We start from the raw sequence: 23,397 nt of genomic DNA, 5'->3' as shown, positions 1-23,397 counted from the left end.
AAGGGGTCACCGTCAGCCCCAGCGGAGGCGGGCGGCGATCACGGCGATGGCGGCGGGTCCGGCGACCCCGGCGCGGAGCACGCTCGGCCCGAGGCGGACCGCGGTCGCGCCGGCGCCCTCGAGCCGCGACAGCTCGCCGGCGGCGATGCCGCCCTCGGGGCCCACGACGAGGACGATCTCCTCGGGTGCGCTCAGCCGATCCTCTGGGAGTGTGGCGAGCGGGGTGGATGCCTGCTCGTGGAGGACGAAGGGGGCGCTGCCCCCTTCGCCGATCCGCTGCAGGAGTGCCGCGGTGCCGAGGACCTCACCGACCGCGGGCACCCGCGAGCGCCGGGACTGCTTGGTCGCGGCGGTGACGACGTTGGTCCACTTCTGCCGGCCCTTGGCCCGCTTGGCGTCCTTCCACCGGACGATGCAGCGCTCGGCCTCCCACGGGATCACCTCGTCGACGCCGAGCTCGGTGGCCGCCTCGATGGCGTCCTCGTCGCGCCCGCCCTTCACCAGCGCCTGGACGAGGACGATCCGCGGGCGCGGCTCGGGGTCGTGGCGGAGCGACTCCACGACGAGGTCGACCTCGCGCGCGCCGACCGCCGCGACGACGGCCGCGGCGCTGCGGCCGGCCCCGTCCGCGACGAGCAGCTGCTCGCCCGGCGTGACCCGCTTGACCGTCGCGGCGTGTCGCGCCTCCTCGCCGATGAGGGTGAGGCGCCCACCCTCGGCCAGCGCGTCCAGCGAGCCGGGCGGGACGAGGTAGAGCTGGGCGGTCACCGGTGCCTCACGCCCGGTCAGCGCCCCTTGAAGGCGTGCCGCAGCCGGCCCATGAGGCTGTCGTCGAGGTCGCGCAGCTCGCCGCTTGGGTTGGTCTCCTCGCGGGTCTCGGCCAGGTCGCGCAGCAGCTGCTCCTGCCGGCCGTCGAGCCGGGTCGGGGTACGCACGTCGGCGTGGATCACGAGGTCACCTCGGCCCTGGCCGCGCAGGTGGGTCACGCCGAGCCCGTCGAGCACGATCGTGTCGCCGGGCTGGGTGCCGCGCCTGATCTCGACCTCTCGGTCGCCGTCGAAGGTGGTGAAGGAGACCGTCGTGCCCAGCGCCGCCGCGGTCATCGGGAGGGCGATCGAGGCATGCAGGTCGTCGCCCTCTCGGCGGAAGGTCGGGTGGTCCTGGACCCGCAGCTCGACGAAGAGGTCGCCGGCCGGCCCGCCCCCCATGCCGACCTCCCCTTCGCCGGCGAGGTGGATCCGGGTGCCGCTGTCGACCCCAGCGGGGATCTTGATGTTCATCGTCCGGCGCGCGCGCACCCGGCCCTGGCCGGAGCACTCGTGGCAGGGGTTCGGGATGACCTCGCCGAAGCCCTGGCAGGCAGCGCAGGGCCGGGAGGTCATCACCTGGCCGAGGAAGCTGCGCTGGACCATCTGCACCTCGCCGCGGCCGCCGCAGGCGTCGCAGGTGCGCCGGCTCGTGCCGGGCTGGGCCCCGTCACCGGTGCAGGTGCCGCAGGTCTGCGCGGTGTCGACCGTCAGCTCCTGGGTGCCGCCGAAGACCGCCTGCTCGAGGTCGATCCGCAGCCCGACGAGGGCGTCCTGGCCACGCGTCTGGCGCGAGCGGGGACCGCGCCCACCGGCGGCGGTGCCGAAGAACTGCTCCATGATGTCGCTGAAGGAGAAGCCCTGGCCGAAGCCGTCGTGCGCGCCGCCGTAGGGGTCGGCACCCATGTCGTACTGGCGCCGCTTGCCCTCGTCGGAGAGCACGTCGTAGGCCTGGCTGACCCGCTTGAACTCCTCCTCGGCCTCCGGGCCGGGGTTGACGTCCGGGTGCAGGGTGCGGGCCTTCTTGCGGTAGGCCTTCTTGATCTCCTCCGCAGTCGCGGAGCGCTCGACGCCGAGGTCGGTGTAGTAGTCGTTCACAGGTGGTGACGTCCTCGTAGGTCTCGTGATGGGGCGGTAGTCCGGTGGGGGCGCTGAGGCGCTGCTCAGCCCTCCATGATGCGGGAGAGGTAGGTGGCGACGGTACGCACCTGGCTGATCGCCGCGGGGTAGTTCATCCGGGTCGGGCCGAGCACCCCGACGTGCCCGACCAGTTCGTCACCGACCCCGTAGCCGCTGGTGACGATCGAGGTGGACTGCAGGCCGGTCACGGGGTTCTCCCGGCCGATCCGCACGGCGACCTCGCCGGCCCCCTCCTCCTCGGTGCCGGCGTGGGTGCCGAGCAGACGGAGCAGGACGACGTGCTGCTCGAGCGCGTCGAGCACCGGCTCGAGGGTGAGCGGGAAGTCCGAGGGGGTGCGCGCGAGGTTGGCGGTGCCGGCGAGCGCGACCTTGGTCTCGCTCTCGTCGCGGGCGGCGTCCTCGAGCGCCGCGAGCACGCCGGAGGTGAGGCTGGAGCTGGTGTGCTGGTCGTCGTCGAGGGAGCGCAGCGCGGTGAGCGCATCGCCGAGCCGGCGCTCGAGCGCGGCGGCGTTGATCACCGTCCGCGAGCGGGCGAGCTCGTCGAGGCCGGTCGGGGTGGTGTAGTCGGTGTCGGTGAGGATGACGCGCTGCTCGACCCGGCCGGTGCCCATGATGACGACGACCATGAGCCGGGTCGGGCTCATCGGGACGAGCTCGACGTGGCGCACGGTCGAGCGGGTGAGCGAGGGGTACTGCACCACGGCGACCTGCTTGGTCAGCGTCGCGAGCAGCCGCACGGTGCGGTCGAGCACCTCGTCGAGCTCGTCGGCACCGTCGAGGAACTGCGCGATCGCGGCGCGCTCTGCGCGCGACAGCGGCTTGAGCTGGGCGAGCTCGTCGACGAAGGTGCGGTAGCCGGCATCGGTGGGGATCCGTCCGGCGCTCGTGTGCGGCGCGGTGATCAGCCCGGCGTCCTCGAGCGCGGCCATGTCGTTGCGCACGGTCGCGGCGCTCACGCCCAGCTGGTGGCGGTCGAGCAGCGAGCGGGACCCGACGGGCTCGCTCGTGCGCACGTAGTCCTCGACGATCGCGGCGAGGACCGCCATCCGACGGTCGGTGCTCATCCCCACCTCCTGGCGACATCTCGGACCTGGTCGGTGCCGTTGGCACTCTCGTTCACTGAGTGCCAAGTCTACGGAGGGGTGGCGACATTCCCAACCGGCTCGCTCCCCCTTCGCCCGTCCTCGGCTAGTCTCCCGCGCCGTGGCGGACCGATATGGCGACGACGTGCTCTCCGGCGACTGGCGGGCGGCGGGGCGCCGCCGTGCGCGCGAGGTCGAGGCGCAGACCGGGATGGTGCTCGAGGACGTCGAGACCGGGTGGGTCGGGGCGGCGATCGCGATCGAGAAGTCCGGCGGCATGCACGTCGTCCATCTCGAGGACCGCCGCGGCAAGGTCAAGGCCTTCCGGCTCGGACCGGGGTTCCTCGTCGACGGCGAGCCGGTGACCCTCACTCCCCCGAAGGCCGCGGGCCGGGCGGCCCTGGCCCAGGCGCGGCAGGCGAGCTCACGGACCGCCAGCGGCTCGGTCGCGGTGCAGGGCGCGGCGGCCCGGGTCGCGGTGGGCTCGCGGATCTTCGTCGAGGGGCGCCATGACGCCGAGCTCGTCGAGAAGGTCTGGGGCCACGACCTGCGCGTCGAAGGGGTCGTCGTCGAGATGCTCGACGGGGTCGACGACCTGGCCGGCGCGATCCGGGACTTCGCCCCCACCCCCGATCGGCGGATGGGGGTCCTCGTCGATCACCTCGTGCCTGGGTCCAAGGAGTCCCGGATCGTGGCCGAGGCCGCGCGGGTCGACCCGAGCAACGTGCTCGTCGTCGGTCACCCCTTCGTCGACGTCTGGCAGTCGGTCCGGCCCGAACGCCTCGGCATGGAGCAGTGGCCGCAGGTCCCCCGCTCGGTGGAGTGGAAGCGGGGGATCTGCGCCCACCTCGGCTGGCCGCACGAGGATCAGGCCGACATCGCGCGGGCCTGGCAGCGGATCCTCGCCCAGGTGAGCAGCTACACCGACCTCGAGCCCGCGCTGCTCGGCCGGGTCGAGGAGCTCATCGACTTCGTCACCGCCCCCTGATGCGCCCCCTGAGATCCGAATCTCCCTAGGCGTTTGACAAGGCGCCGAGGAAATTTCCCGGGCGGCTGACAGGAACCTAGGGAGATTCGGCTCTGGGGTGGGGTGTGCGAAGGGGGGTGAAGGGGGGCGAAGGGGGAGGTCGGTCAGTCGCGGGGGCCGCCGGCGACGTAGACGACCTGCCCGGAGACGAAGCCGGCCTGCTCGCTGCAGAAGAACGACGCCATCGCCGCGATGTCCTCGGGCTGGCCGACCCGCTGGACGGGGATCTCCTTGGCCGCGTAGGCGATGAAGTCGTCGAAGGGGACACCCATCCGCTCGGCGGTCGCGGCGGTCATGTCGGTCTGGATGAAGCCGGGCGCGATCGCGTTGGCGGTGACACCGAACTTGCCGAGCTCGATCGCCAGGGTCTTGGTGAAGCCCTGCATCCCCGCCTTCGCCGCCGAGTAGTTGGCCTGCCCGCGGTTGCCGAGCGCGGAGGTGGAGGACAGGTTGACCACGCGGCCGAACTTCTCCTGGGTCATGTACGCCTGGCAGGCCTTGGTCATGAGGAAGGCGCCGCGCAGGTGCACCCCGAGGACGGAGTCCCAGTCGTCGGTGGTCATCTTGAAGAGCATGTTGTCGCGGATGATTCCGGCGTTGTTCACCAGGATCGTCGGCGCCCCGAGCTCCTCGGCGATGCGCTCGACGGCGGCGGCGACCTGCTCCTCGTCGGCCACGTCGACACCGACCGCGAGCGCCTGCCCGCCGGCGGCCTGGATCTCCTCGACGGTGCCCTGGCAAGCCCCCTCGTCGAGGTCGAGGACGGCGACCTTGTTCCCGTCCTGGGCGAGGCGAAGGGCGACGGCCTTGCCGATGCCACGGGCGGCTCCGGTGACGACGGCGGTGCGCTGGGTACTCATGAACTCTCCTTCGAGCTGATGGTCAGGTCACGATCAGGTGATCGGTGTCCATACCTACCAGGACAACGGCGAAGGGGGATCACCGGCCCACCGGTCGGTCACCACCTCTTCGAGCGTCGGGACGACACCTGCCGGCCGAGCTTGCTGAAGGAGTTGACCGCCTTCTGCGGCACGGCGCCGGGCAGGCGCGGGGTGGGCAGCCTCCCCTCGGTGGGCACCACCCACCCACGTCGTCGGGCGAGAAGGCACAGCCCTGCCCCGACGAGCAGCGCGGCGGGGGCCGCCCAGACCTCCACCTCGAGCGCGTCGAGGGCCACGTAGGCCGCGGCCGCGGCGAGCGCGGCGGAGGCGTAGAGCTCGGACTGGCGCAGGATCTGAGGGACCTGCCCGAGCATGATGTCGCGCACCGCTCCGCCCCCGACGGCGGTGAGCACCCCGAGGAGCATCGCGGGCAGGGGGGAGAGCCCGTAGAGCAGCGACTTCTGCGTCCCCGCGACGGCCCAGGCGCCGAGCGCGACGGCGTCGACGTAGGGGAAGACCTGGCGCCACCGCCGGCCCTCGAAGCGGACGAAGAAGGCGACCACCGCCGCGCCGAGCGCGCAGCCGAGGTAGGCACGGTCGGTCAGGGCGACCGGTGTCTGGTCGAGCATGACGTCGCGGATCACCCCGCCGCCCAGCGCCGAGACGATCGAGAGCACGGCGAAGCCCACCGCGTCGAGCCGGAACTGGCGCGCCACCGCGGCCCCGAGCAGGGCGTTGGTCACGACCGCGATGAGGTCGAGATGGCGCAGTGCGGCGGTGACGATCTCCTCGGAGCCGCTCACTCGTCCTCCTCCAGCAGTGCTCGGACCACGGTGTCGGCCAGCAGGCGGCCGCGGCGGGTCAGCACGAGCCGCCCTCCCAGCGCCTCGCGACCGTCGACGAGCTGGTCCGCGATGAGGCCCGCGACGGCCTGGCGACCCGCAGGTCCGACCCGGTCGGTCGGCAGGCCCTCGGCGAGGCGGATCCGCAGGAGCACCTCCTCGGCGTGGCGTTGCTCGTCGGTGAGCTGCTCTCGGGCGGCGGCCGGCGAGGCCCCGTCGGCGAGCCGCTGCGACCACGTCCGGGGATGCTTGACGTTCCACCACCGGGTGCCGGCCACGTGGCTGTGCGCGCCCGGCCCGACACCCCACCAGTCGTCCCCGCGCCAGTAGGCGAGGTTGTGCCGGCACTGGTCGGCAGGGGTGGCTGCCCAGTTGCTGATCTCGTACCACCGGTACCCGGCATCGGTGAGCAGCGCATCGGCCAGCTCGTACTTGTCGGCCTCGTCGTCCCCGGTCGGCAGCGGCAGCTCGCCGCGGCGCACCCGGGAGTGCATCTTCGTGCCCTCCTCGACGGTCAGGGCGTACGCCGACACGTGGTCGGGCTGCAGCTGCAGCGCCGCCTGCACCGAGTCACGCCAGTCCGGGACGCTCTCCCCCGGCGTGCCATAGATGAGGTCGAGGCTGACGGCGAGCCCCGTCGCGCGGGCGGCGGCGACGGCGCGGGCGACATTCGCGGGGTCGTGGGTGCGGTCCAGGGTGCGCAGGACCGAGCCGACGGAGGACTGCATCCCGATACTTACCCGGGTGAAGCCCCCTTCGCGCAGGGTCCTCAGCGAGGCCTCGGTGACCGAGTCCGGGTTGGCCTCCGTCGTCACCTCGGCTCCGTCGGCGAGGCCGAACCTCGTGCGGACGCCGTCCAGCACGCGGACGAGGTCGCCGGCGTCGAGCAGGGTGGGCGTGCCGCCGCCGAAGAAGACCGTGCTGACCGGCGGCGCCTGGAGCCCGAGCACCTGGGTCGCCAGGTCGAGCTCGGCCAGAGCGCCGACGGCGAAGGTGTCCCGGCTCGCCCCGGGAGGGCCGTCGGGGGTGCCCAGCTCGGCTGCGGTGTAGGTGTTGAAGTCGCAGTAGCCGCAGCGCACGGCGCAGAACGGTACGTGCACGTAGATGCTCAGCGGCCGGGCCCCGACCCGGGCCGCGCTCGACCGGTCGAGCGGACCGTGCGGCGGCACGTCGGCTCCCTCGGGTGTGTGCGGCACCGGCCCATCCTGCCATCGCGGCACGCGGCCTCCCCCAGCACGCCACCTGCTACCGGGCACACGGGACGTGCGCACGCCTAGAGTCGGTCGTGACCTACCGACGGAGGCATTCATGCGAACTGTTCGACGGACCACCCCGGCCTCGCCGGAGAAGGTGTGGGGCGTCCTGGCCGACGGCTGGACCTACCCGAACTGGGTGGTCGGAGCCTCGCGGATGCGGGCGGTGAGCGCCGACTGGCCCGGTCCAGGCGCCACGCTGCACCACTCGGTGGGGACCTGGCCGCTGGTGCGCGACGACGAGACGCGGGTGCAGGAGGTCGAGGAGGGCCGACGTATCGTCGTGGAGGCCCATGCCCAACCCGCCGGGTCCGCGGTCGTCGAGATCGTGCTCACCCCGGACGGGGAGGGCACGACGGTGGAGATGCGCGAGGACGCGGTCTCGGGTCCGGCGCTGCTCGTGCCGGAGCCGGCCCGTCAGGCCGCGATCGCCGTACGCAACCGGGAGGCCCTGCGACGCATGACGCTGCTGGCGGAGCGCGCCGACGACCCGGGCGACGTCCCCCCGCTCTGAGGACGGCCGGGCCTCACCACCGGGGCTCCCGCCGGCTGATGGCACGGATCGCCGCGCGCTGAGCGAGCCCCGTGGGGCGACCCCACCAGGAGGCGTCGCGAAGGGCGGCCCGGGCCGCGAGATGCCCGCACCCCCCGTGGACCCCACCGCCGGGGTGGATCGCGGCGCTGCCGAGATAGAGACCGGCGATGTGGGTGCGTGGCCCCCCGAGGCCGGTCGTCGGCCGCCAGATCGCCTGCTGGAAGAGCTGCATCGTGCCGCCGGCGATCGCGCCCTCCCCGAGGTTGGGGTCGGCCTCCTCGAGGTCGCCGGGCCCCCGGTGCTCCCGACCGACGACACCGTCCCGCCAGCCCGGCGCCAGCTCGTCCAGCATCTGCTCGCAGCGCTCGGTCGTCACCGCGACAGCCGCCGCCCCACCCACCTGCCGCGGCAGGTGGGTGTACAGCCACAGCGACTCCCCGCCGTGGGGGGCTCTGGTCGGGTCGACCGTGGCCATCTGCCCGACGAGGGCGAAGGGGTGATCCGGCACCCTCCCGGCACCGAGCTCGGCCGCCCAGGTGACCAGGCCCGGCAGGTCCCGGCCCGCGTGCACCACGGCCGCCCCCCGGGCCCGCTGCGCGCGCCAGGGCATCGGCCGGCTGAGCCGGTAGTCGAGCTTGAGCGTCGGCAGGTCCCAGACGAAACGCTCCATCCGGGTCCGCAACCCGCCCGGCACGTCGGTGTCGTCGAGGAGGCGGCGGTAGAGATCCGGGGCACTGGTGTCGGCGACCACACCACGGCGGGCCCGCACCACCTGGCCGTCCTCGGTCTCCACGGCCGTCGCACGCCCCCCTTCGACCCGGACCCGGCGCACCGGCCGCCCGGTCTCCACCTGCGCACCCGCCCACTCGGCGCGGCTGCGCAAGGCCTGGGCGAGGACCCGGGCTCCGCCCTTCGGGGAGGGGAACCCTACGTCCTGGGCGAGCATCGACATCACCCATCCGTAGAGGCCGCTGCCCGGGGCGTCCGGCGGGATGTCGGCGTGGAGGGCGTTGCCGGCGAGGATCTCCCGACCTCGAGCACCGCCGAAGATCTCGCGGCCCATCTGGGCCACCGGGAGCAGGGCGAAGCGCGCCAGGTCTGGCAGGTCGAGGACGCCGACGGAGCGCACGAGCGGCAGCAGCGAGGTCGTCGGGGGCCACTGGGTGAGCAGGGCCCGCCAGAGCGGCTCCCTGATGGCCCGGTAGCGGGAGCAGAGCCGCAGCCACGCCTCGCCGTCGCCCGGATGGTCCTGCTCGAGCAGCTCGGCGGTCTGCTCAGGTCGGGCGAGCACTGCCGAGCCCTGGACGTCCAGCGGGCCGCTGACATGGGTCACGGGGGCCGGGGCGTGGGCCCACTCCAGGCCGAAGCGGTCGAGCTCGAGACCGCGCAGGACCGGTGAGGCCAGACCGAGGGGGTGGCAGGCGCTGAACTCGTCCATCACCCACCCGTCGACGTCACGGGAGGCGACGGCGCCCCCGACGCGCTCTTCGCCTTCCAGGACGAGCACGTCCCAGCCGGCATCGGCCAGCTCGCAGGCCGCGACCAGCCCGTGGTGCCCGGCTCCGATGACGACGACGTCGACGCTCTGGGTGCTCACGCCCCTCACTCTCGCACCCGGACCCGGTCGGTGTCGGTGAGAGCACCGAACGGGTCCTACAGTGGCGACCATGCAGCGGTGGATCGAGCTCGAGGGCGTCGTCAACATGCGAGACCTCGGCGGGCTGCCGACATCGGACGGCCGTGAGGTCCAGCCCCGACGCCTGATCCGCAGCGACAACCTCCAGGACCTCTCCCCCGGCTCCGTGGCTCACCTCGTCGACGAGCTCCGCGTCACCGACGTCGTCGACCTGCGCAGCAACATCGAGCACGAGGTGACCGGAGAGGGACCGCTCCGGTCGAGCGGGCTACGCCACCACCACCACAGCCTGATCATCGAGGACGCCGACCAGCGGCGCACCGTAGAGGCCGCGCTGGCCTTCAGCTTCGAGGACGACGAGCAGCCGCGGGCGAAGCCGGTGCGGGACGCGGACTTCTGGTCCCGGCACTACACCGGGTACATCACCACCCGCCCCGACTCCCTCGTCGCGGCGCTCGACGTCATCTCCCGCAGCGCCGGCGGCACGATCGTCCACTGCGCAGCGGGCAAGGACCGGACGGGGACGGTCGTCGCCCTCGCGCTGGACGTCGCCGGGGTGCCCCAGGAGGAGATCGTCGCCGACTACGTGCTCTCCGCCGAGCGGATCGAGGCGATCATCGGACGGCTCGTCGACGTCGAGCCCTACCGGCGCACGCTGCCCTCGCACACGATCGACGAGCAGCGCCCGCGCGCCGAGGCGATGACCGGCGTGCTCGGCTGGGTCCGACGCGAGCACGGCGACACCGCCGGCTGGCTGCGCGCTCAGGGGTGGACCGCGCAGGACGTCGAGCGCCTGCGCTCACGGCTCGTGGACTGAGGTCAGCCCTTCGCCGGCTTGGCGGTGACGTAGATCGGGATGACGCCCTGCACCGCGACCTGCCCGTCGGTGCGCACGGCCTTGACCCGCACGTCGACGTCGAAGGGGGCCTCGCGCGCCCAGTCCTCCTCGGAGGTCTCAGCGACGCAGAGCAGGTCGGTGGTCGACTTCGCGAGGTACTCGACCTGCAGGCCCCGAGGCAGCCAGCGCTGCTCCGCCGGGCAGGTCGCCTCGGCGAGCAGCCCCATCGCGGCCTCGAGCCCGTTGCACACGGCGATCGCGTGCAGCGTGCCGATGTGGTTGTGCACCGCCTTGCGGTTCGCGATGGTCAGCTCGGCGTGGTGCGGGCGGACCTCACGCACCTGCGGGCGCACGGTCCAGAAGTAGCGCGCCTTGCGGGCGTAGAGCACGGAGAAGAGGCGCTTGCCGAAGGGCATCTGCAGGGCGCGCTGGTAGAGCGCGTAGGTGGGCTGCGACATGAACACCCAGCCTAGGCTGGGGCCGCGGGGCCGCGCGCACGCCCGGGACGTGACCTGCCCTACTTCGCGTCCTTGGCCTTGCCGTCGTCGGAGGAGAGCGCGGCGATGAAGGCCTCCTGCGGCACCTCGACGGAGCCGATGTTCTTCATCCGCTTCTTGCCCTCCTTCTGCTTCTCGATGAGCTTGCGCTTGCGGGAAATGTCGCCGCCGTAGCACTTGGCCAGCACGTCCTTGCGGATCGCGCGGATCGTCTCGCGGGCGATGACCCGCGAGCCGATCGCCGCCTGGATCGGGACCTCGAACTGCTGACGCGGGATGAGCTCCTTGAGCTTGCCGGCCATCATCGTGCCGTAGGCGTAGGCCTTGTCCTTGTGCACGATCGCGCTGAAGGCGTCCACCCCTTCGCCCTGGAGGAGGATGTCCACCTTGACCAGGTCCGCGGCCTGGTCACCGGCGTCCTGGTAGTCCAGCGAGGCGTAGCCCCGGGTGCGCGACTTCAGCTGGTCGAAGAAATCGAAGACGATCTCGGCGAGCGGCAGGGTGTAGCGCAGCTCGACCCGGTCCTCGGAGAGGTAGTCCATGCCGCCCATCTGGCCACGCTTGCCCTGGCACAGCTCCATCACCGCACCGATGAACTCGCTCGGCACGAGGATCGTCGCCTTGACCACCGGCTCGCGGACCTCGGCGACCTTGCCGTAGGGGAACTCGCTCGGGTTGGTCACGACGATCTCGCTGCCGTCGTCCATCGTCACGTCGTAGACGACGTTGGGCTGGGTGGCGATGAGGTCGAGGGCGAACTCGCGCTCGAGGCGCTCTCTACAGATCTCCAGGTGCAGCAGACCGAGGAATCCGACGCGGAAGCCGAAGCCGAGGGCCGCCGAGGTCTCGGGCTCGTAGACCAGCGAGGCATCGTTGAGCTTGAGCTTGTCCAGGGCGTCGCGCAGGTCCGGGTAGTCCGAGCCGTCGATCGGGTAGAGCCCGGAGAAGACCATCGGCTTGGGGTCCTTGTACCCCCCGATGGCCCGGGTCGCGGGGGCGGAGGCGGCGGTGACGGTGTCACCGACCTTGGACTGGCGCACGTCCTTGACCCCGGTGATGAGGTACCCGACCTCACCGACGCCGAGGCCCTCGCTCGGGATCGGCTCGGGGCTGATCACCCCGATCTCGAGCAGCTCGTGGGTGGCCTTGGTGCTCATCATCGCGATCTTCTCGCGCGGGGTGAGGTTGCCGTCGACCACGCGCACGTAGGTGACGACGCCGCGGTAGGTGTCGTAGACCGAGTCGAAGATCATCGCCCGAGCGGGCGCGTCGGGGTCGCCCTCGGGAGCGGGCAGCTGGGTGACGATCTCGTCGAGCAGCTCTTCCACCCCTTCGCCGGTCTTGCCCGAGACCTTGAGCACGTCCGAGGGCTCGCACCCGATGAGCCCGGCGAGCTCCTCGGCGTACTTCTCCGGCTGCGCCGAGGGCAGGTCGATCTTGTTGAGCACCGGGATGATGGTCAGGTCGTTCTCCATCGCCAGGTACAGGTTGGCCAGGGTCTGGGCCTCGATGCCCTGCGCGGCGTCGACGAGCAGCACCGCACCCTCGCACGCCGCGAGGCTGCGGGAGACCTCGTAGGTGAAGTCGACGTGCCCGGGGGTGTCGATCATGTTCAGCGCGACGGTCTCGTCGAGGACCTGCCAGGGCATGCGCACGGCCTGGCTCTTGATCGTGATCCCCCGCTCACGCTCGATGTCCATGCGGTCGAGGTACTGGGCGCGCATCTGACGGGGCTGGACGACCCCGGTGATCTGCAGCATGCGGTCGGCCAGCGTCGACTTGCCGTGGTCGATGTGGGCGATGATGCAGAAGTTGCGGATCTGCTCCGGCGGGGTCGCGTGCGGCGGCAGCGCGTGGGTCGCGATGGGTGACACGAGAGGGACTCTCACCTCGGGCAGGATCGAAGGGGGCGGGCACGGATCGAGGCTCATTGTCGCACCCAAGAGCCGACGCGGAAGAACTCGACCTACGCTGCGCACGTGGCCCCGACCGCGACCCGCCCACCGCTCCCGAGGACCTCCGCGTCGCCGCGGACCCTCGTGACCGAGACCGTGCTCGTGCTGCTCGTCTCGCTCGGCGCGTCCGCGCTGCGTTCGGCCTTCGCCCTGGCCATCAAGCTCGCCCGACCCGAGCCCCTGCGCGAGCAGACCACGGCGATGAACTCCTCGCGCGCCCCGGACCTGCCGTGGCTGGACCTGGCCTACCAGCTGGTCGACGTCGGGCTCGGCCTCATCCCCGCGCTCCTTGCGCTGCACCTGCTGCTGCGCGACGACTCCCGCGCGGCCCGCGCGATCGGCTTCGACGGTCGACGGCCGGGATCCGACCTCGCCCGCGGCCTGCTCCTCGCCGCTGCCGTCGGGCTGCCTGGCCTCGGGTGGTACCTCGCCGCCCGGGCCATCGGCATCAACACCACCGTCGCGGCGGCGAACCTCGAGAGTCACTGGTGGAGCGTGCCCGTCCTCGTCCTCGCGGCCATTCAGAACGCCGTGCTCGAGGAGGTCGTCATGGTCGGCTATCTCTTCACCCGGTGGGGGCAGGCCGGGTGGGGAGTGGTCGTCGTGATCCTTACCAGCGCCCTGATCCGAGGGAGCTACCACCTCTACCAGGGCGTGGGCGGCTTCGCCGGCAACCTCGTCATGGGGCTCCTCTTCGGCTGGGTCTACACCCGCACCCGCCGGGTGATGCCGCTCGTCATCGCCCATACCGTGCTCGACGTCGTCGCCTTCGTCGGCTACGCCCTGCTCCGGGGCCAGGTGGGCTGGCTGACCTGAGCTGCTGACCTGGCCCGATGCCAGGCGGGGCGAAGGGGGGTACCCGGCAACCCCCAGCGTCGGCGCGGACCGTCCTACCCTGTGGCCCCATGAGCGCTCTGACCTCGGCCACCCGTCGCCTGGTCTCGGCTGCCTCCGAGGCGGTGGCTCGTCGCCGCGACCGCCCCCGTCGGGGCCCAAGGATGCACACCCAGAGCCAGCGGACCGCCGCGCGCGGCAGCCAGTACCCCGGCGACTTCGACGGGGCGGCCGGTGCCCCCTTCGCCGCCCGAGTCGATGACGAGGCGCAACCCGGTGAGGTCGTCTGGGCCTGGGTTCCGTACGAGGAGGACCACGCCAAGGGCAAGGACCGGCCGGTGCTGGTGATCGGCAGCGACGGGCCGTGGCTGCTCGCCCTGCCGATGACGAGCATCGACCACGACCTCGACGAGGATCAGGAGCGCTCCCAGGGTCGCTACTGGATCGACGTCGGCTCCGGCGGCTGGGACCGGCGGCGCCGGCCGAGCGAGGCCCGGCTCGACCGCGTCGTGCGGATCCACCCGCACTCGGTCCGGCGCCCGGGCGCGGCGGTCAGCCGCGCGGTGTACGAGGCGGTGCTCGACGGCATGGCGGCGATCCGCGAGGGCCGCCCATACGACGACGACCCGGTCTAGGACCGGGTCGTCGTGAAGGGATCAGCTCAGCTGCTGAGGCTGTTGACCCGCTTGGCCATGGCCGACTTCTTGTTCGCGGCCTGGTTGCGGTGGATGACGCCCTTGCTCACGGCCTTGTCGAGCTTCTTCGACGCGGTCTTGAGCGTGTCGTTAGCCAGGGTGGCGTCGCCGGCGTCGACGGCCTGGCGGACCTTGCGGATCCAGGTGCGCAGCTCGGACTTGTAGGCGCGGTTGCGCTCGGTCCGGGCCTGGTTGGTCTTGACCCGCTTGATCTGGGACTTGATGTTTGCCACGTGTGTGCGCTCTTCCTTCGATGGTCGATGGTTGCCGTTGAGGGCGGCAGGACGTCTCGGGACCGGCGTGGGGATACCGTGGGAGAGACACCCTGGGTCGTGCTTGCAGTGCGCGCACGACCGAGGCGCGCACGCGACCGCCAAGGCTACCAGCGGGCCGGATGCCTCGGGAAATCGGCCGTGGTGGCTCAGCCGGAGCCGTGGGTGCGGGTGATCGTGAGGATCGCGCGCTCCACCGCGTACACCGGGTCGCGGCCACCCCCCTTGACCTCCTCGTCTGCGGCGGCGACCGCCTGGATCGCCGTGGCCAGGCCCGGGCCGCTCCATCCGTTCAGGGCGCGGCGGGCCTTGTCGACCTGCCACGGCGCCATGCCGAGCTCGCGCGCGAGGTCGGTCGAGCGCCCGCGGCCGGCACCGCCGACCTTGGCGAGCTGCCTCAGCTGACCGGCCAGCACCGCGACGATCGGCACCGGGTCCACCCCGACCGCGACCGCGTGCCGCAGCAGCCGCAGCGCCTCCCCCGCCTCGCCGGCGACCGCCGCGTCGGCGACGCGGAACCCGGTCGCCTCGACCTTGCCCCCGTGATAGCGCTCCACGACGTCGGCGTCGATCGTCCCGGTCGTGTCGTCGACGAGCTGGGTGCATGCCGAGGCGAGCTCGCGCAGGTCCTTGCCCACCGCCTCGACGAGGGCCTGCACGGCGTCCTGGGTGATCTTGCGCCGGGCCCGGCGGAACTCGCCGGTGACGAAGTCGGCCTTGTCCCGGTCGGACTTCACCGCCGGACAGTCGATGACGCGCGCCCGGGACTTCTTCAGTGTGTCCAGGACCCGCTTGCCGCGGTTGCCCGAGCCGTGCAGGACGACGAGGGTGACGTGCTCGACGGGGTCGGCGAGGTAGTCGAGCAGGTCCTGCTGCAGGGCATCGGTCGCCTCGTGCAGACCGTGGACGACGACGGCCTTGTCCTCGCCGAAGAGCGAGGGACTCACGTGCACCCCGAGCGCGCCAGCCTCGTACCCCGCCGGCTCGACGTCGATGACGTCGACCTCGGGTGAGGACACCCGCAGGTCTTGGAGCAGGGAGTCGACGGCACGCTCGGCCAGCAGGTCCTCCGGGCCGCTGACGAGCACGAGCGGGGGCACGCGGCTGGGGACGTCGACGGACTCGGTCACGGGATCACCCTGCCACGGCCCACCGACGGCTCACTCCCCCTTCGTCGCCGACGGGCCCGCACCCCTGGCCGGCAGCGGGTGCTCGGCGCCGTCGGCGTCCGTGCCCGCCGCCGCCTTGCCGGAGACCACCGCCCCGGTCAGCCCTCGCCGCGCCGGGTCGGCGACCGGCAGCGGCGGCTCGGCGGTCTCGTCCAGGCGCCGCAGCGCCCGAAGCACGAGCTCTCGGTCGGTCGTCGGCCAGAACGGCGGCAGCGAGCGCTGCAGGAACCCGGCGTAGCGGGCCGTGATCATCCGGTTGTCCAGGAAGGCGACGACCCCCTTGTCGTCGCCCCGGCGGATGAGTCGACCCGCACCCTGAGCCAGGCGAAGGGCGGCATGGGTCGCCGAGACGGACATGAAGCCGTTGCCGCCGCGGCGACCGATCTCCTCGGTGCGGGCCGAGGACAGCGGGTCGTCCGGGCGGGGGAAGGGGATGCGGTCGATGAGGACGAGCTGGCAGCTGCTCCCCGGCACGTCGACCCCCTGCCACAGGGTGAGGGTCCCGAAGAGGCACGTGGTGGGATCCCGGGCGAAGGCGCGCACCAGGGTGGTGATCTGGTCCTCGCCCTGGCAGAGCACCTCGATCTCCTCGCCGAGCCGCTCGCGCATCGCCTCGGTGGCCTCCCGGGCCGCGCGCATCGAGGAGAAGAGCCCGAGGGTGCGCCCGCCGGCAGCCCGCACGAGCGCCTCGATCTCGTCGAGGGTCTGGGTCGCGAGGCCGTCGCGGCCGGGCGCGGGCAGGTGCTCGGCCACGTAGGCGATGCCTTGCTCGGGATAGGCGAAGGGAGACCCGACGTCGAGTCCTCGCCAGGGGGGTGCTCCCTCGCCCGAGAGGCCGAGGGTGCGGGCGACCGAGTCGAAGCTGCCGCCCAGCTCGAGGGTCGCCGAGGTGAGGATCACGCTCCGGTCGGTCCGGTTGCCGGCCTCGTCGGTGGAGTCGTCCTCGAAGATCCGGTCGCGCACGAGCATCGCGACGCTCATCGGCGCGACCCGGAGCACCGGCCCGCGCCGCGCATCGCCGGCGAGCCAGACGACGTCGAGCTCGCGCTCCTCGAGGATCCGCCCCGCCACGTCGAAGAGGTCCTCGACCGCGGCGGTCGCGACCTGCCGCCCGCCGTCGACACCGTCAGTGCCGCCCCCCTTCTCGGGCGTCAGCTCGGTGAGCAGCCCGCGGGTGATGTCGCGCAGACGGGTCAGGGCGAGCGCCAGCGCGTCCGGCAGTCCCCCGCGGAGCCGGCCCTCGGGAGCCTCGGCCAGCAGCGCCTCGAGGTGGTCCGCGAGGTCGTCCAGCTCGTCGGTGGACTCCACGAGCTTCCCCGCTCGCCTACCCGCCGCACGCAGCGCACCGGCGGTGAGGTCGTCGGTGATCGTGGAGGTGACCCGGTCGACCAGCTCGTGCGCCTCGTCGACGATGAGGACGTCGTGCGGGGGCAGGAGGAACCGGCCCTCGAAGGCGTCGATCGCCATGAAGGAGTGGTTGGTGACGACGACGTCAACCTCGCGGGCGGCGGCGCGGGACTGCTCGACGAAGCACTCCGAGAACTCGGGGCAGCGCCCACCGAGGCACTCCTCGGCACTGACCGACACCTGCCGCCAGGCGCGCTCGGAGACTCCGGGGACCAGCTCGTCGCGGTCACCGGACTCGGTCTGCTCCGCCCACTCGCGCAGACGCACCACCTCCTGTCCGAGCCGACCGGCGGCCGCGTCGACCTCACCGACGTCGAGCAGGCCCCCGTCGTCGTCGGGGAACCCGCCGTCGAGCTTGTGCCGACACACGTAGTTGCGCCGGCCCTTGACCAGGGCGTAGGTCGGTCGGCGGCCGAGCTCGCCCTCGAGCGCGTCCGCGAGGCGGGGCATGTCACGGTCGACGATCTGGCCCTGGAGCGCGATGGTGGCCGTCGCGACGACGGCCGGTCGCCCGGCCCGCATCGCGTGCTGGACCGCCGGCACGAGATAGGCGAGGGACTTGCCGGTGCCGGTCCCGGCCTGGACGAGCAGGTGCTCGCCGGAGCTGATCGCCTGCTGCACCGCGTGGGCCATCTCGACCTGACCGGGCCGGGTCGTGCCACCCACGCCGTCGACGGCGGCGGCCAGCAGGTCGTCGAGGGAGGGCACCGGCCCACCCTATGTGCGTCCGTCGGACTCGGATCCATCGGAGAGAGAGCCTGTGGATGAACCGTCCGACGCCCCGGGCTCCTACGCTCAGAGCATGGCGAGCCCCGAGCGCCCTGGCCGGGCCGCGAGTGCGGACCCCAGCGCCGATCCCCGACGATGGTGGGCCCTCGCGGTCCTCGCCGCAGGTCTGTCGATGATCGTCCTCGACGGCACGATCGTCGCGATCGCCCTGCCGACGATCATCACCGAGCTCGACCTCGACCTCACCGACGCGCAGTGGGTCGGGAGCCTGTACGCAGTCGTCTTCGCGGCGCTCCTCCTGTCCTTCGGTCGCCTCGGCGACCGGTTGGGGAGGCGGCGCGTCTTCGCGGTGGGGGTGGCCACCTTCGTCCTCGCCTCGGTGCTCGCCGGCTCCGCGGACTCCGCCGGCACGCTCATCGCCGCCCGCGCCCTTCAGGGGGTCGGCGGCGCGATGGTCCTGCCGGCGAGCCTGTCGAGCGTCAACGCGACCTTCCGCGGGCGTGATCGCGCCGCCGCCTTCGGGGTGTGGGGCGCGGTGATGGCAGGCATGGCCGCGGTCGGTCCCCTCCTCGGCGGCTGGTTGGCGACCGCGGTGGACTGGCGCTGGATCTTCTACGTCAACGTTCCCCTCGGGGCGGCAGTCTTCGTCGGCACCTTCCTCGTTGTCCCGGAGACGAAGGGGGCGGGCTTCGGCCGCGGGATCGACGTCGACGGCCTGCTCACGAGCTCGATCGGATTCGGCCTTCTCGTCTTCGGGCTCATCGAGGGCTCCGACCTCGGCTGGTGGAAGCCGCAGCGGGCATTCACCGTCGCCGGGGTCACCTGGCCGGCCGACGCCCCGGTCTCCCCCGTCCCGGTGTCGATCGCGCTGGGGTTGGCCTTCATCGGCCTCTTCCTCCTCTGGGAGCGCCACCGCGCCCGGGTGGCTCGCTCGGCGATCCTCGACCTCGAGCTCTTCCGGCACGGCACCTTCAGCTGGGGCAACCTCACGGCGATGACCGTGGCTGTCGGGGAGTTCGCCCTCGTCTTCGTCCTCCCGCTTTTCCTCGTCAACGCCCTCGGCCTCACCGTCATGCAGGCCGGGTGGGTGCTCGCGGCGATGGCGATCGGCGCCTTCGTCGCCGGCGCGCAGGCGCGACACCTCGCGGCCCGGATGGGACCGCCAGGGGTCGTCGTGCTCGGCCTCGCGCTCGAGGTCATCGGCGTGGCCGCGACGGCCTTCGTCGTACGTCCCGACGCCAGCCCGTTGCTCATCGCCGCGGCGATGGTCGTCTACGGCGTAGGCCTCGGCCTCGCCTCGGCCCAGCTCACCTCCACCGTGCTGGCGGACGTCCCTCCGGAAGAGTCCGGTAGCGGTTCGGCGACCCAGTCGACAGTGCGACAGGTCGGCTCGGCGCTCGGCAGCGCGCTCGCCGGATCGGTCCTCGCCGCCGGCCTGGCGCACTCCCTCCCGTCCCAGCTCGCGGAGGTCGGCGGGCTGCCTCCTGACGTCGCCGACGGCCTTGAATCATCGACCTCGGCCTCGGCCGGTGGCGTGATCCGCTCGCTCGCGGAGCAGGGCACCGCCGGTCGGCTCGGCGAGATGGGCCCTCAGGTCGTCGACGCGCTCGCCGCTGGATTCGCCGACGCGACCCGGGTCGTGGTGCTCGCCGCCACCGGCTGCCTCGCGCTCGGGCTCGTCGGGGCAGTCCAGGTGGCCCGCGCGGCGCGGTCCGCGCAGGCCACCGACGGGCCGGGTCAACCGAAGGACTGACCCCAGGTCCCTCCCTTCGCCCGATGTGCGCAGGTCCCCCTCCGCGATGTCATCGAAGGGTGACGAACAAACCTGCACGCGCCGCAAGCGCGGTCACCGGGCGCCTCGGCGCCCGGGTCGCCCTCGCCCTCGGCATCCTCGTGGCCGTCGTGATCACGGTGCTCCTTGGCTCGGTGGAGGCGCCACCGCGCGGGTCGGGTGTGCCCGACGGCGCGGAGTCGGCCGGCGTCGCCGAGCAGCTGGAGCAACGACCCGGGAGCGACATCGCGCCGGTCCTCCTCGTCGGTTCTCGTGGCGACGGCTCCGAGCTCACCGACGCCGACCTCGGCTACCTCGCCGATCTCGGCACCACCCTCGGCGAGCAGACCGGTCACCAGGCCTCACCCCCTCGGCCCAGCGAGGACGGGCAGGCGGCCATGGTGGCGGTGCCGATGACCCTCTCGGCTCAGAGCACCGGCGACGCCGAGACCATCGGTGCGCTGCGCGACCGCGTCGCCGACTCCCCGACCCCGCCCGGGCTCGAGGTCTCGATCACCGGCGGCCCGGCCTTCGGCGCCGACGTGGCCTCCGCCTTCGACGGGGCCGACCTGCGGCTGCTGCTGGTCACCGTGGCCGTCGTCGCGGTGCTCCTGCTGCTCACCTACCGCTCGCCGGTGCTGTGGCTCGTGCCGCTCGCGGTCGTCGGGCTCGCCGACCAGGTGGCGGGTCGGGTCGCGGCGGCCGCGGGCTCGCTCTCCGGCCTGGACTTCGACGCCGGCATCGTCAGCGTCCTCGTCTTCGGCGCGGGCACCAACTACGCCCTCCTGCTCATCTCCCGCTACCGCGAGGAGCTGCGCCGCGAGGCCGACCACCGCCTCGCCCTGGCCCGAGCCCTGACCGCCACCACCCCCGCGATCCTCGCGAGCAACCTGACCGTCGTGCTCGCCCTGCTCACCCTGCTGCTGGCGGCCGTGCCGAGCACCCGGGGGCTAGGCCTGGCCTCGGCCGCGGGTCTGCTCGTCGCGCTGGCCGCCGCCCTGATCGTCCTGCCGGCCGCGCTGGCGCTGTGCGGCCGCCGGATCTTCTGGCCCTTCGTCCCGCAGCCGGGCACCGAGGGAGAGCAGGCGAAGGGGGTGTGGGGCCGGGTCGCGTCCGCGGTCGGTCGTCGCCCGGCGGCCGTCCTCACCGCCGGGACGGTGCTCCTCGCGGTCCTCGCGAGCGGCCTGCTCGGCACCTCGGTCGGGCTGAGCCAGGAGGACTCCTTCCGTGGCGGCAGCGAGTCCGCGCGCGGGTTGGCGGTGGTCGCCGAGCACTTCCCCGCCGGGGAGACCGCACCGCTGACGATCACCGCCGCAGCCCGAGCCGTGCCTGGGGTGCAAGCCGCCGCCGAGGATGTGCCGGGAGTGGTCTCGGTCCGCCCGAGCGGCGCGCCGGCGGACGGCACCGCGGTGCTCACGGTGGTCGGCGAACCGGCACCGGGGACCCCCGCCAGCCGAGAGCTCGTCGCCTCGCTACGTGACGCCGTCCACGAGGTCCCAGGAGCTGAGGCGCTCGTCGGTGGTGCGAGCGCGGAGTCGCTCGACGCCCGCGAGGCAGCCAAGCGTGACCTGCTCGTCGTCGCCCCGCTGATCCTCGCGGTGGTCGCGCTCGTGCTGCTCGTGCTGCTGCGCTCGGTGCTCGCGCCGCTGGTCCTGCTGACCCTCAACATCGCGAGCGCGATGGCGGCCCTGGGCCTGGGGTCCTTCCTCAGCCGGACCGTCCTGGGCTTCCCCGCCCTGGACACCGCCGTGCCCCTCATGGCCTTCCTCTTCCTCGTCGCCCTCGGCGTCGACTACACGATCTTCCTCGTCCACCGCGCCCGACACGAGGCCGCGACCCACGGGACCCGCGCCGGCATGGTGCGCGCGGTGGAGCGCACCGGTGCGGTCATCACCAGCGCGGGGATCGTGCTCGCCGGGGTCTTCGCCGCGCTCGGTGTGCTGCCGCTGGTCGTCCTCGCCCAGCTCGGTCTCATCGTCGGCATCGGCATCCTCATCGACACCCTCCTCGTGCGCACGATGCTCGTCCCGGCCGCCGTCGAGATCCTCGGCGACCGGTTCTGGTGGCCGGCCGCGGCTCCGAGCCGCGGCGCCTCCCGCCGGTAGGTTGGCCGCTATGGCCGCCGATCTCGCCACCCGTGACGGGCTTACCGACACGGTGCGCGCTCTCCAGGTGGGCCAGCACCTCCTCTTCGCGGCACTCCTCCTCGTGTGCACGACGCGTGCCCTGACCGAGGGGGCGACCCCCTTCGCCCAGCTGCCCGCCGCACTCGCCCTGATGCTCTGGTACGTCCTCGGCGTGCGCCTGGCCCGGTCGCGCACCTCCGGCCGCACCCGAGGCACGGCCGTCGCGTGGCTGCTCGGCCTCGTCCTGCTCTGGTGCCTCCTGGCCGTCATCAGCGCGGAGAACGTGTGGATCGCCTTCAGCCTGTGGCTGCTCGCCGGTCACCTGCTCCCCCTCGGCCCCGCGCTCGCGGTGAGCGGCGCCATCCTCGCGGTCGTGCTGACCGCGCCGCTCGCCCACGGCCGCGAGACCAGCTACGCCGCCCTCATCGGCCCGACCCTGGGGGCACTCGTCGCCCTCGGGGTCGCTCGCGCCCAGGCGCGCCTGGTCCGGGAGTCCCGGGCACGGCAGGAGATGCTGGCCCGTCTGCTCCGGGCCCAGGAGGAGACCGCGACCCTGACCGAAGAGCTGGCCCGCAGCCAGCGTGACGCCGGCGTGCTCGCCGAGCGGACCCGGCTCTCCCGGGACATCCACGACACCCTCGCGCAGGGCTTCTCCGCGATCCTCATGCTCTCCCGTGCGGGTGCCGCCGAGCAGGACCTGGAGGCTCGGACTTCTCTGCTGCGCCAGATCGAGACCACCGCGGCCGAGAACCTCGACGAGGCGCGGCGGGTCGTCGGCGCCCTGGCCCCCGGCCCCCTCGAGAGTGCCTCGTTCCCGGCCGCCCTGGGCCGGATCCTCCAACGGCTGACCGAGCAGACGGGCATCGAGGCGACCCTCGACGTCGACCCCGACCTGCCCCCGCTCACCACCGGCACCGAGGTGGTCCTGCTGCGCGCCGCGCAGTCGGCACTGGCCAACGTCCGCGCCCACTCCCAGGCCGCAACGGTGCGCGTCACGGTCACCGCCGTCCCCGATCCGGGCGGCCAGCAGATGCTGCGGCTCGACGTCGTCGACGACGGGCGCGGCTTTGACGCGAGCCGGTCGGTCCCGCCCGGAGAGGGCGAGGACGGCCCCCTTCGCGGTGGCTACGGACTTCTCGCGATGTCCGCCCGGCTGCGCGAGATCGGGGGCAGCCTGGAGGTCGAGTCCGCCCCCGGCGAGGGCACCGCCGTCTGCGTCGCCGTGCCGATCCCCGCACCGAGCAACCCGCCGCAGGAGCGCTCATGACCGAGCACGCCGTCACCGCGGTCGTCGTCGACGACCACCCGATCACCCGGCTCGGGGTGGTCACCATGCTTCAGCAGCACGGCATCGTCGTGGTCGGCGAGGCAGGCACGGGCGAGGACGGCGTCGCCGTCGTGGCCCAGCACCGCCCGGACGTGCTCGTCACCGACCTGCGCCTCGGCGCCGGCATCGACGGGGTGGGGGTGACCGAGCAGGTGCGAGCCCTCCCTTCGCCGCCGGCCGTGCTCGTGCTGACCACCTACGACGAGGACCGCGACATCGTCCGTGCCGTCGAGGCCGGCGCCGCCGGCTACCTCCTCAAGGACGCACCGCCGGACCAGCTTGGGCGAGCCGTCCGCGACGCGGCGCGGGGCCTGACTGTGCTCACGCCCGACCTCGCCAGACGCGTCGTGACCCACCTGCAGGAGGGGCGGGTGAGCCTCTCCGCCCGGGAGAGCCAGATCCTGGCGCTCGTCGCCGACGGCCGCAGCAACCGCGACATCGCCCGCGCACTGGTGATCTCCGAGGCGACGGTCAAGACCCACCTCGTGCACATCTTCACCAAGCTCGACGCGAGCTCGCGCACCGAGGCGGCCGCCATCGCCCGCCGGCGGGGGCTGCTCGGCTGACCTCCACCC

21 protein-coding genes are annotated in these 23,397 nt (G+C 72.9%); 9 read left to right on the top strand and 12 right to left on the bottom strand.

All coding sequences use genetic code 11. The features are described from left to right. Positions 1 to 12 precede the first annotated feature (12 nt). The 3 genes from FB557_RS09790 to hrcA all read right to left on the bottom strand — a co-directional run bounded on the left by FB557_RS09790 (position 13) and on the right by hrcA (position 3,010). Entirely contained in the window at positions 13 to 768 is a 756-nt protein-coding gene (locus tag FB557_RS09790) for a 16S rRNA (uracil(1498)-N(3))-methyltransferase (protein ID WP_144857424.1), read from the bottom strand. Positions 769 to 785: 17 nt separating this feature from the next. Continuing rightward, positions 786 to 1,904, bottom strand: a complete 1,119-nt coding sequence (dnaJ, locus tag FB557_RS09785) for a molecular chaperone DnaJ (RefSeq protein WP_144857423.1) — start codon at positions 1,902 to 1,904, stop codon at positions 786 to 788. Positions 1,905 to 1,969: 65 nt separating this feature from the next. Then, on the bottom strand, positions 1,970 to 3,010 hold the full coding sequence (gene hrcA / locus FB557_RS09780; protein WP_144857422.1) for a heat-inducible transcriptional repressor HrcA: 1,041 nt from the start codon (positions 3,008 to 3,010) through the stop codon (positions 1,970 to 1,972). A gap of 139 nt (positions 3,011 to 3,149) precedes the next feature. Here hrcA and FB557_RS09775 point away from each other — a divergent pair, with 139 nt between their 5' ends. Then, on the top strand, positions 3,150 to 4,016 hold the full coding sequence (locus tag FB557_RS09775) for a DUF3097 domain-containing protein (RefSeq protein WP_144857421.1): 867 nt from the start codon (positions 3,150 to 3,152) through the stop codon (positions 4,014 to 4,016). Positions 4,017 to 4,159: 143 nt separating this feature from the next. Here the strand turns inward: FB557_RS09775 and fabG are convergent, their stop codons facing one another. From fabG to hemW, 3 genes are all read right to left on the bottom strand, one after another. Then, the gene (gene fabG, locus FB557_RS09770) at positions 4,160 to 4,915 is read right to left on the bottom strand and encodes a 3-oxoacyl-ACP reductase FabG (RefSeq protein ID WP_144857420.1); all 756 of its coding nucleotides are present in this window, start codon (positions 4,913 to 4,915) and stop codon (positions 4,160 to 4,162) included. A gap of 98 nt (positions 4,916 to 5,013) precedes the next feature. Further along, the gene (locus FB557_RS09765; protein ID WP_246074665.1) at positions 5,014 to 5,739 is read right to left on the bottom strand and encodes a trimeric intracellular cation channel family protein; all 726 of its coding nucleotides are present in this window, start codon (positions 5,737 to 5,739) and stop codon (positions 5,014 to 5,016) included. After that, positions 5,736 to 6,974 carry a radical SAM family heme chaperone HemW gene (gene hemW, locus FB557_RS09760; protein WP_425462986.1) on the bottom strand — a complete coding sequence of 413 codons (1,239 nt, stop codon included), beginning with the start codon at positions 6,972 to 6,974 and terminating at the stop codon, positions 5,736 to 5,738. The genes FB557_RS09765 and hemW overlap by 4 nt, the downstream gene beginning before the upstream one ends. Positions 6,975 to 7,086: 112 nt before the next feature. Between hemW and FB557_RS09755 the strand changes: the two genes are divergently transcribed. Further along, positions 7,087 to 7,545, top strand: coding sequence for an SRPBCC family protein (locus FB557_RS09755; protein ID WP_144857418.1), 459 nt, complete (start codon positions 7,087 to 7,089; stop codon positions 7,543 to 7,545). Between the two features lie 13 nt (positions 7,546 to 7,558). Here FB557_RS09755 and FB557_RS09750 read toward each other — a convergent pair whose 3' ends face one another. After that, positions 7,559 to 9,163: a phytoene desaturase family protein gene (locus FB557_RS09750; RefSeq protein WP_246074663.1), complete on the bottom strand. Its 1,605-nt coding sequence runs from the start codon at positions 9,161 to 9,163 to the stop codon at positions 7,559 to 7,561. Between the two features lie 70 nt (positions 9,164 to 9,233). Here FB557_RS09750 and FB557_RS09745 point away from each other — a divergent pair, with 70 nt between their 5' ends. Then, positions 9,234 to 10,019 carry a tyrosine-protein phosphatase gene (locus FB557_RS09745; protein ID WP_144857416.1) on the top strand — a complete coding sequence of 262 codons (786 nt, stop codon included), beginning with the start codon at positions 9,234 to 9,236 and terminating at the stop codon, positions 10,017 to 10,019. 2 nt (positions 10,020 to 10,021) lie between these two features. Here FB557_RS09745 and FB557_RS09740 read toward each other — a convergent pair whose 3' ends face one another. Together FB557_RS09740 and lepA are read right to left on the bottom strand one after the other, a co-directional pair. Beyond that, positions 10,022 to 10,498, bottom strand: coding sequence for a hotdog fold domain-containing protein (locus FB557_RS09740; protein ID WP_144857415.1), 477 nt, complete (start codon positions 10,496 to 10,498; stop codon positions 10,022 to 10,024). Between the two features lie 59 nt (positions 10,499 to 10,557). Further along, positions 10,558 to 12,411: a translation elongation factor 4 gene (lepA, locus tag FB557_RS09735; RefSeq protein WP_144857414.1), complete on the bottom strand. Its 1,854-nt coding sequence runs from the start codon at positions 12,409 to 12,411 to the stop codon at positions 10,558 to 10,560. A 105-nt stretch (positions 12,412 to 12,516) separates the two neighbouring features. On the opposite strand from lepA, the gene FB557_RS09730 reads away from it, so the two are divergent. Beyond that, positions 12,517 to 13,308 carry a CPBP family intramembrane glutamic endopeptidase gene (locus FB557_RS09730; protein WP_144857413.1) on the top strand — a complete coding sequence of 264 codons (792 nt, stop codon included), beginning with the start codon at positions 12,517 to 12,519 and terminating at the stop codon, positions 13,306 to 13,308. Positions 13,309 to 13,397: 89 nt separating this feature from the next. Beyond that, positions 13,398 to 13,961 carry a type II toxin-antitoxin system PemK/MazF family toxin gene (locus FB557_RS09725; RefSeq protein ID WP_144857412.1) on the top strand — a complete coding sequence of 188 codons (564 nt, stop codon included), beginning with the start codon at positions 13,398 to 13,400 and terminating at the stop codon, positions 13,959 to 13,961. A gap of 26 nt (positions 13,962 to 13,987) precedes the next feature. Here the strand turns inward: FB557_RS09725 and rpsT are convergent, their stop codons facing one another. The 3 genes from rpsT to FB557_RS09710 form a co-directional block, all read right to left on the bottom strand. Further along, the gene (gene rpsT / locus FB557_RS09720; RefSeq protein WP_144857411.1) at positions 13,988 to 14,254 is read right to left on the bottom strand and encodes a 30S ribosomal protein S20; all 267 of its coding nucleotides are present in this window, start codon (positions 14,252 to 14,254) and stop codon (positions 13,988 to 13,990) included. Between the two features lie 188 nt (positions 14,255 to 14,442). Beyond that, positions 14,443 to 15,423, bottom strand: a complete 981-nt coding sequence (gene holA, locus FB557_RS09715; RefSeq protein ID WP_246074661.1) for a DNA polymerase III subunit delta — start codon at positions 15,421 to 15,423, stop codon at positions 14,443 to 14,445. 30 nt (positions 15,424 to 15,453) lie between these two features. Beyond that, positions 15,454 to 17,577: an ATP-dependent DNA helicase gene (locus tag FB557_RS09710; protein ID WP_246074659.1), complete on the bottom strand. Its 2,124-nt coding sequence runs from the start codon at positions 17,575 to 17,577 to the stop codon at positions 15,454 to 15,456. Positions 17,578 to 17,671: 94 nt separating this feature from the next. On the opposite strand from FB557_RS09710, the gene FB557_RS09705 reads away from it, so the two are divergent. The 4 genes from FB557_RS09705 to FB557_RS09690 are packed head-to-tail and all read left to right on the top strand — an operon-like array spanning position 17,672 to position 23,388. Continuing rightward, positions 17,672 to 19,351 (top strand): DHA2 family efflux MFS transporter permease subunit, encoded by a 1,680-nt coding sequence (locus tag FB557_RS09705; protein WP_144857410.1) that lies wholly within the window; start codon positions 17,672 to 17,674, stop codon positions 19,349 to 19,351. Positions 19,352 to 19,410: 59 nt separating this feature from the next. Further along, on the top strand, positions 19,411 to 21,474 hold the full coding sequence (locus FB557_RS09700) for an MMPL family transporter (RefSeq protein ID WP_246074657.1): 2,064 nt from the start codon (positions 19,411 to 19,413) through the stop codon (positions 21,472 to 21,474). Between the two features lie 10 nt (positions 21,475 to 21,484). Further along, positions 21,485 to 22,762, top strand: a complete 1,278-nt coding sequence (locus FB557_RS09695) for a sensor histidine kinase (protein WP_144857408.1) — start codon at positions 21,485 to 21,487, stop codon at positions 22,760 to 22,762. Beyond that, positions 22,759 to 23,388 (top strand): response regulator, encoded by a 630-nt coding sequence (locus FB557_RS09690; protein ID WP_144857407.1) that lies wholly within the window; start codon positions 22,759 to 22,761, stop codon positions 23,386 to 23,388. The genes FB557_RS09695 and FB557_RS09690 overlap by 4 nt, the downstream gene beginning before the upstream one ends. Positions 23,389 to 23,397 lie beyond the last annotated feature (9 nt).

Source organism: Marihabitans asiaticum (assembly GCF_007828725.1).
Taxonomy (GTDB): Bacteria; Actinomycetota; Actinomycetes; order Actinomycetales; family Dermatophilaceae; genus Marihabitans; species Marihabitans asiaticum.
Note: the sequence above shows the minus strand (reverse complement) of the source record. Positions and strands in the feature narration are given on the sequence as shown.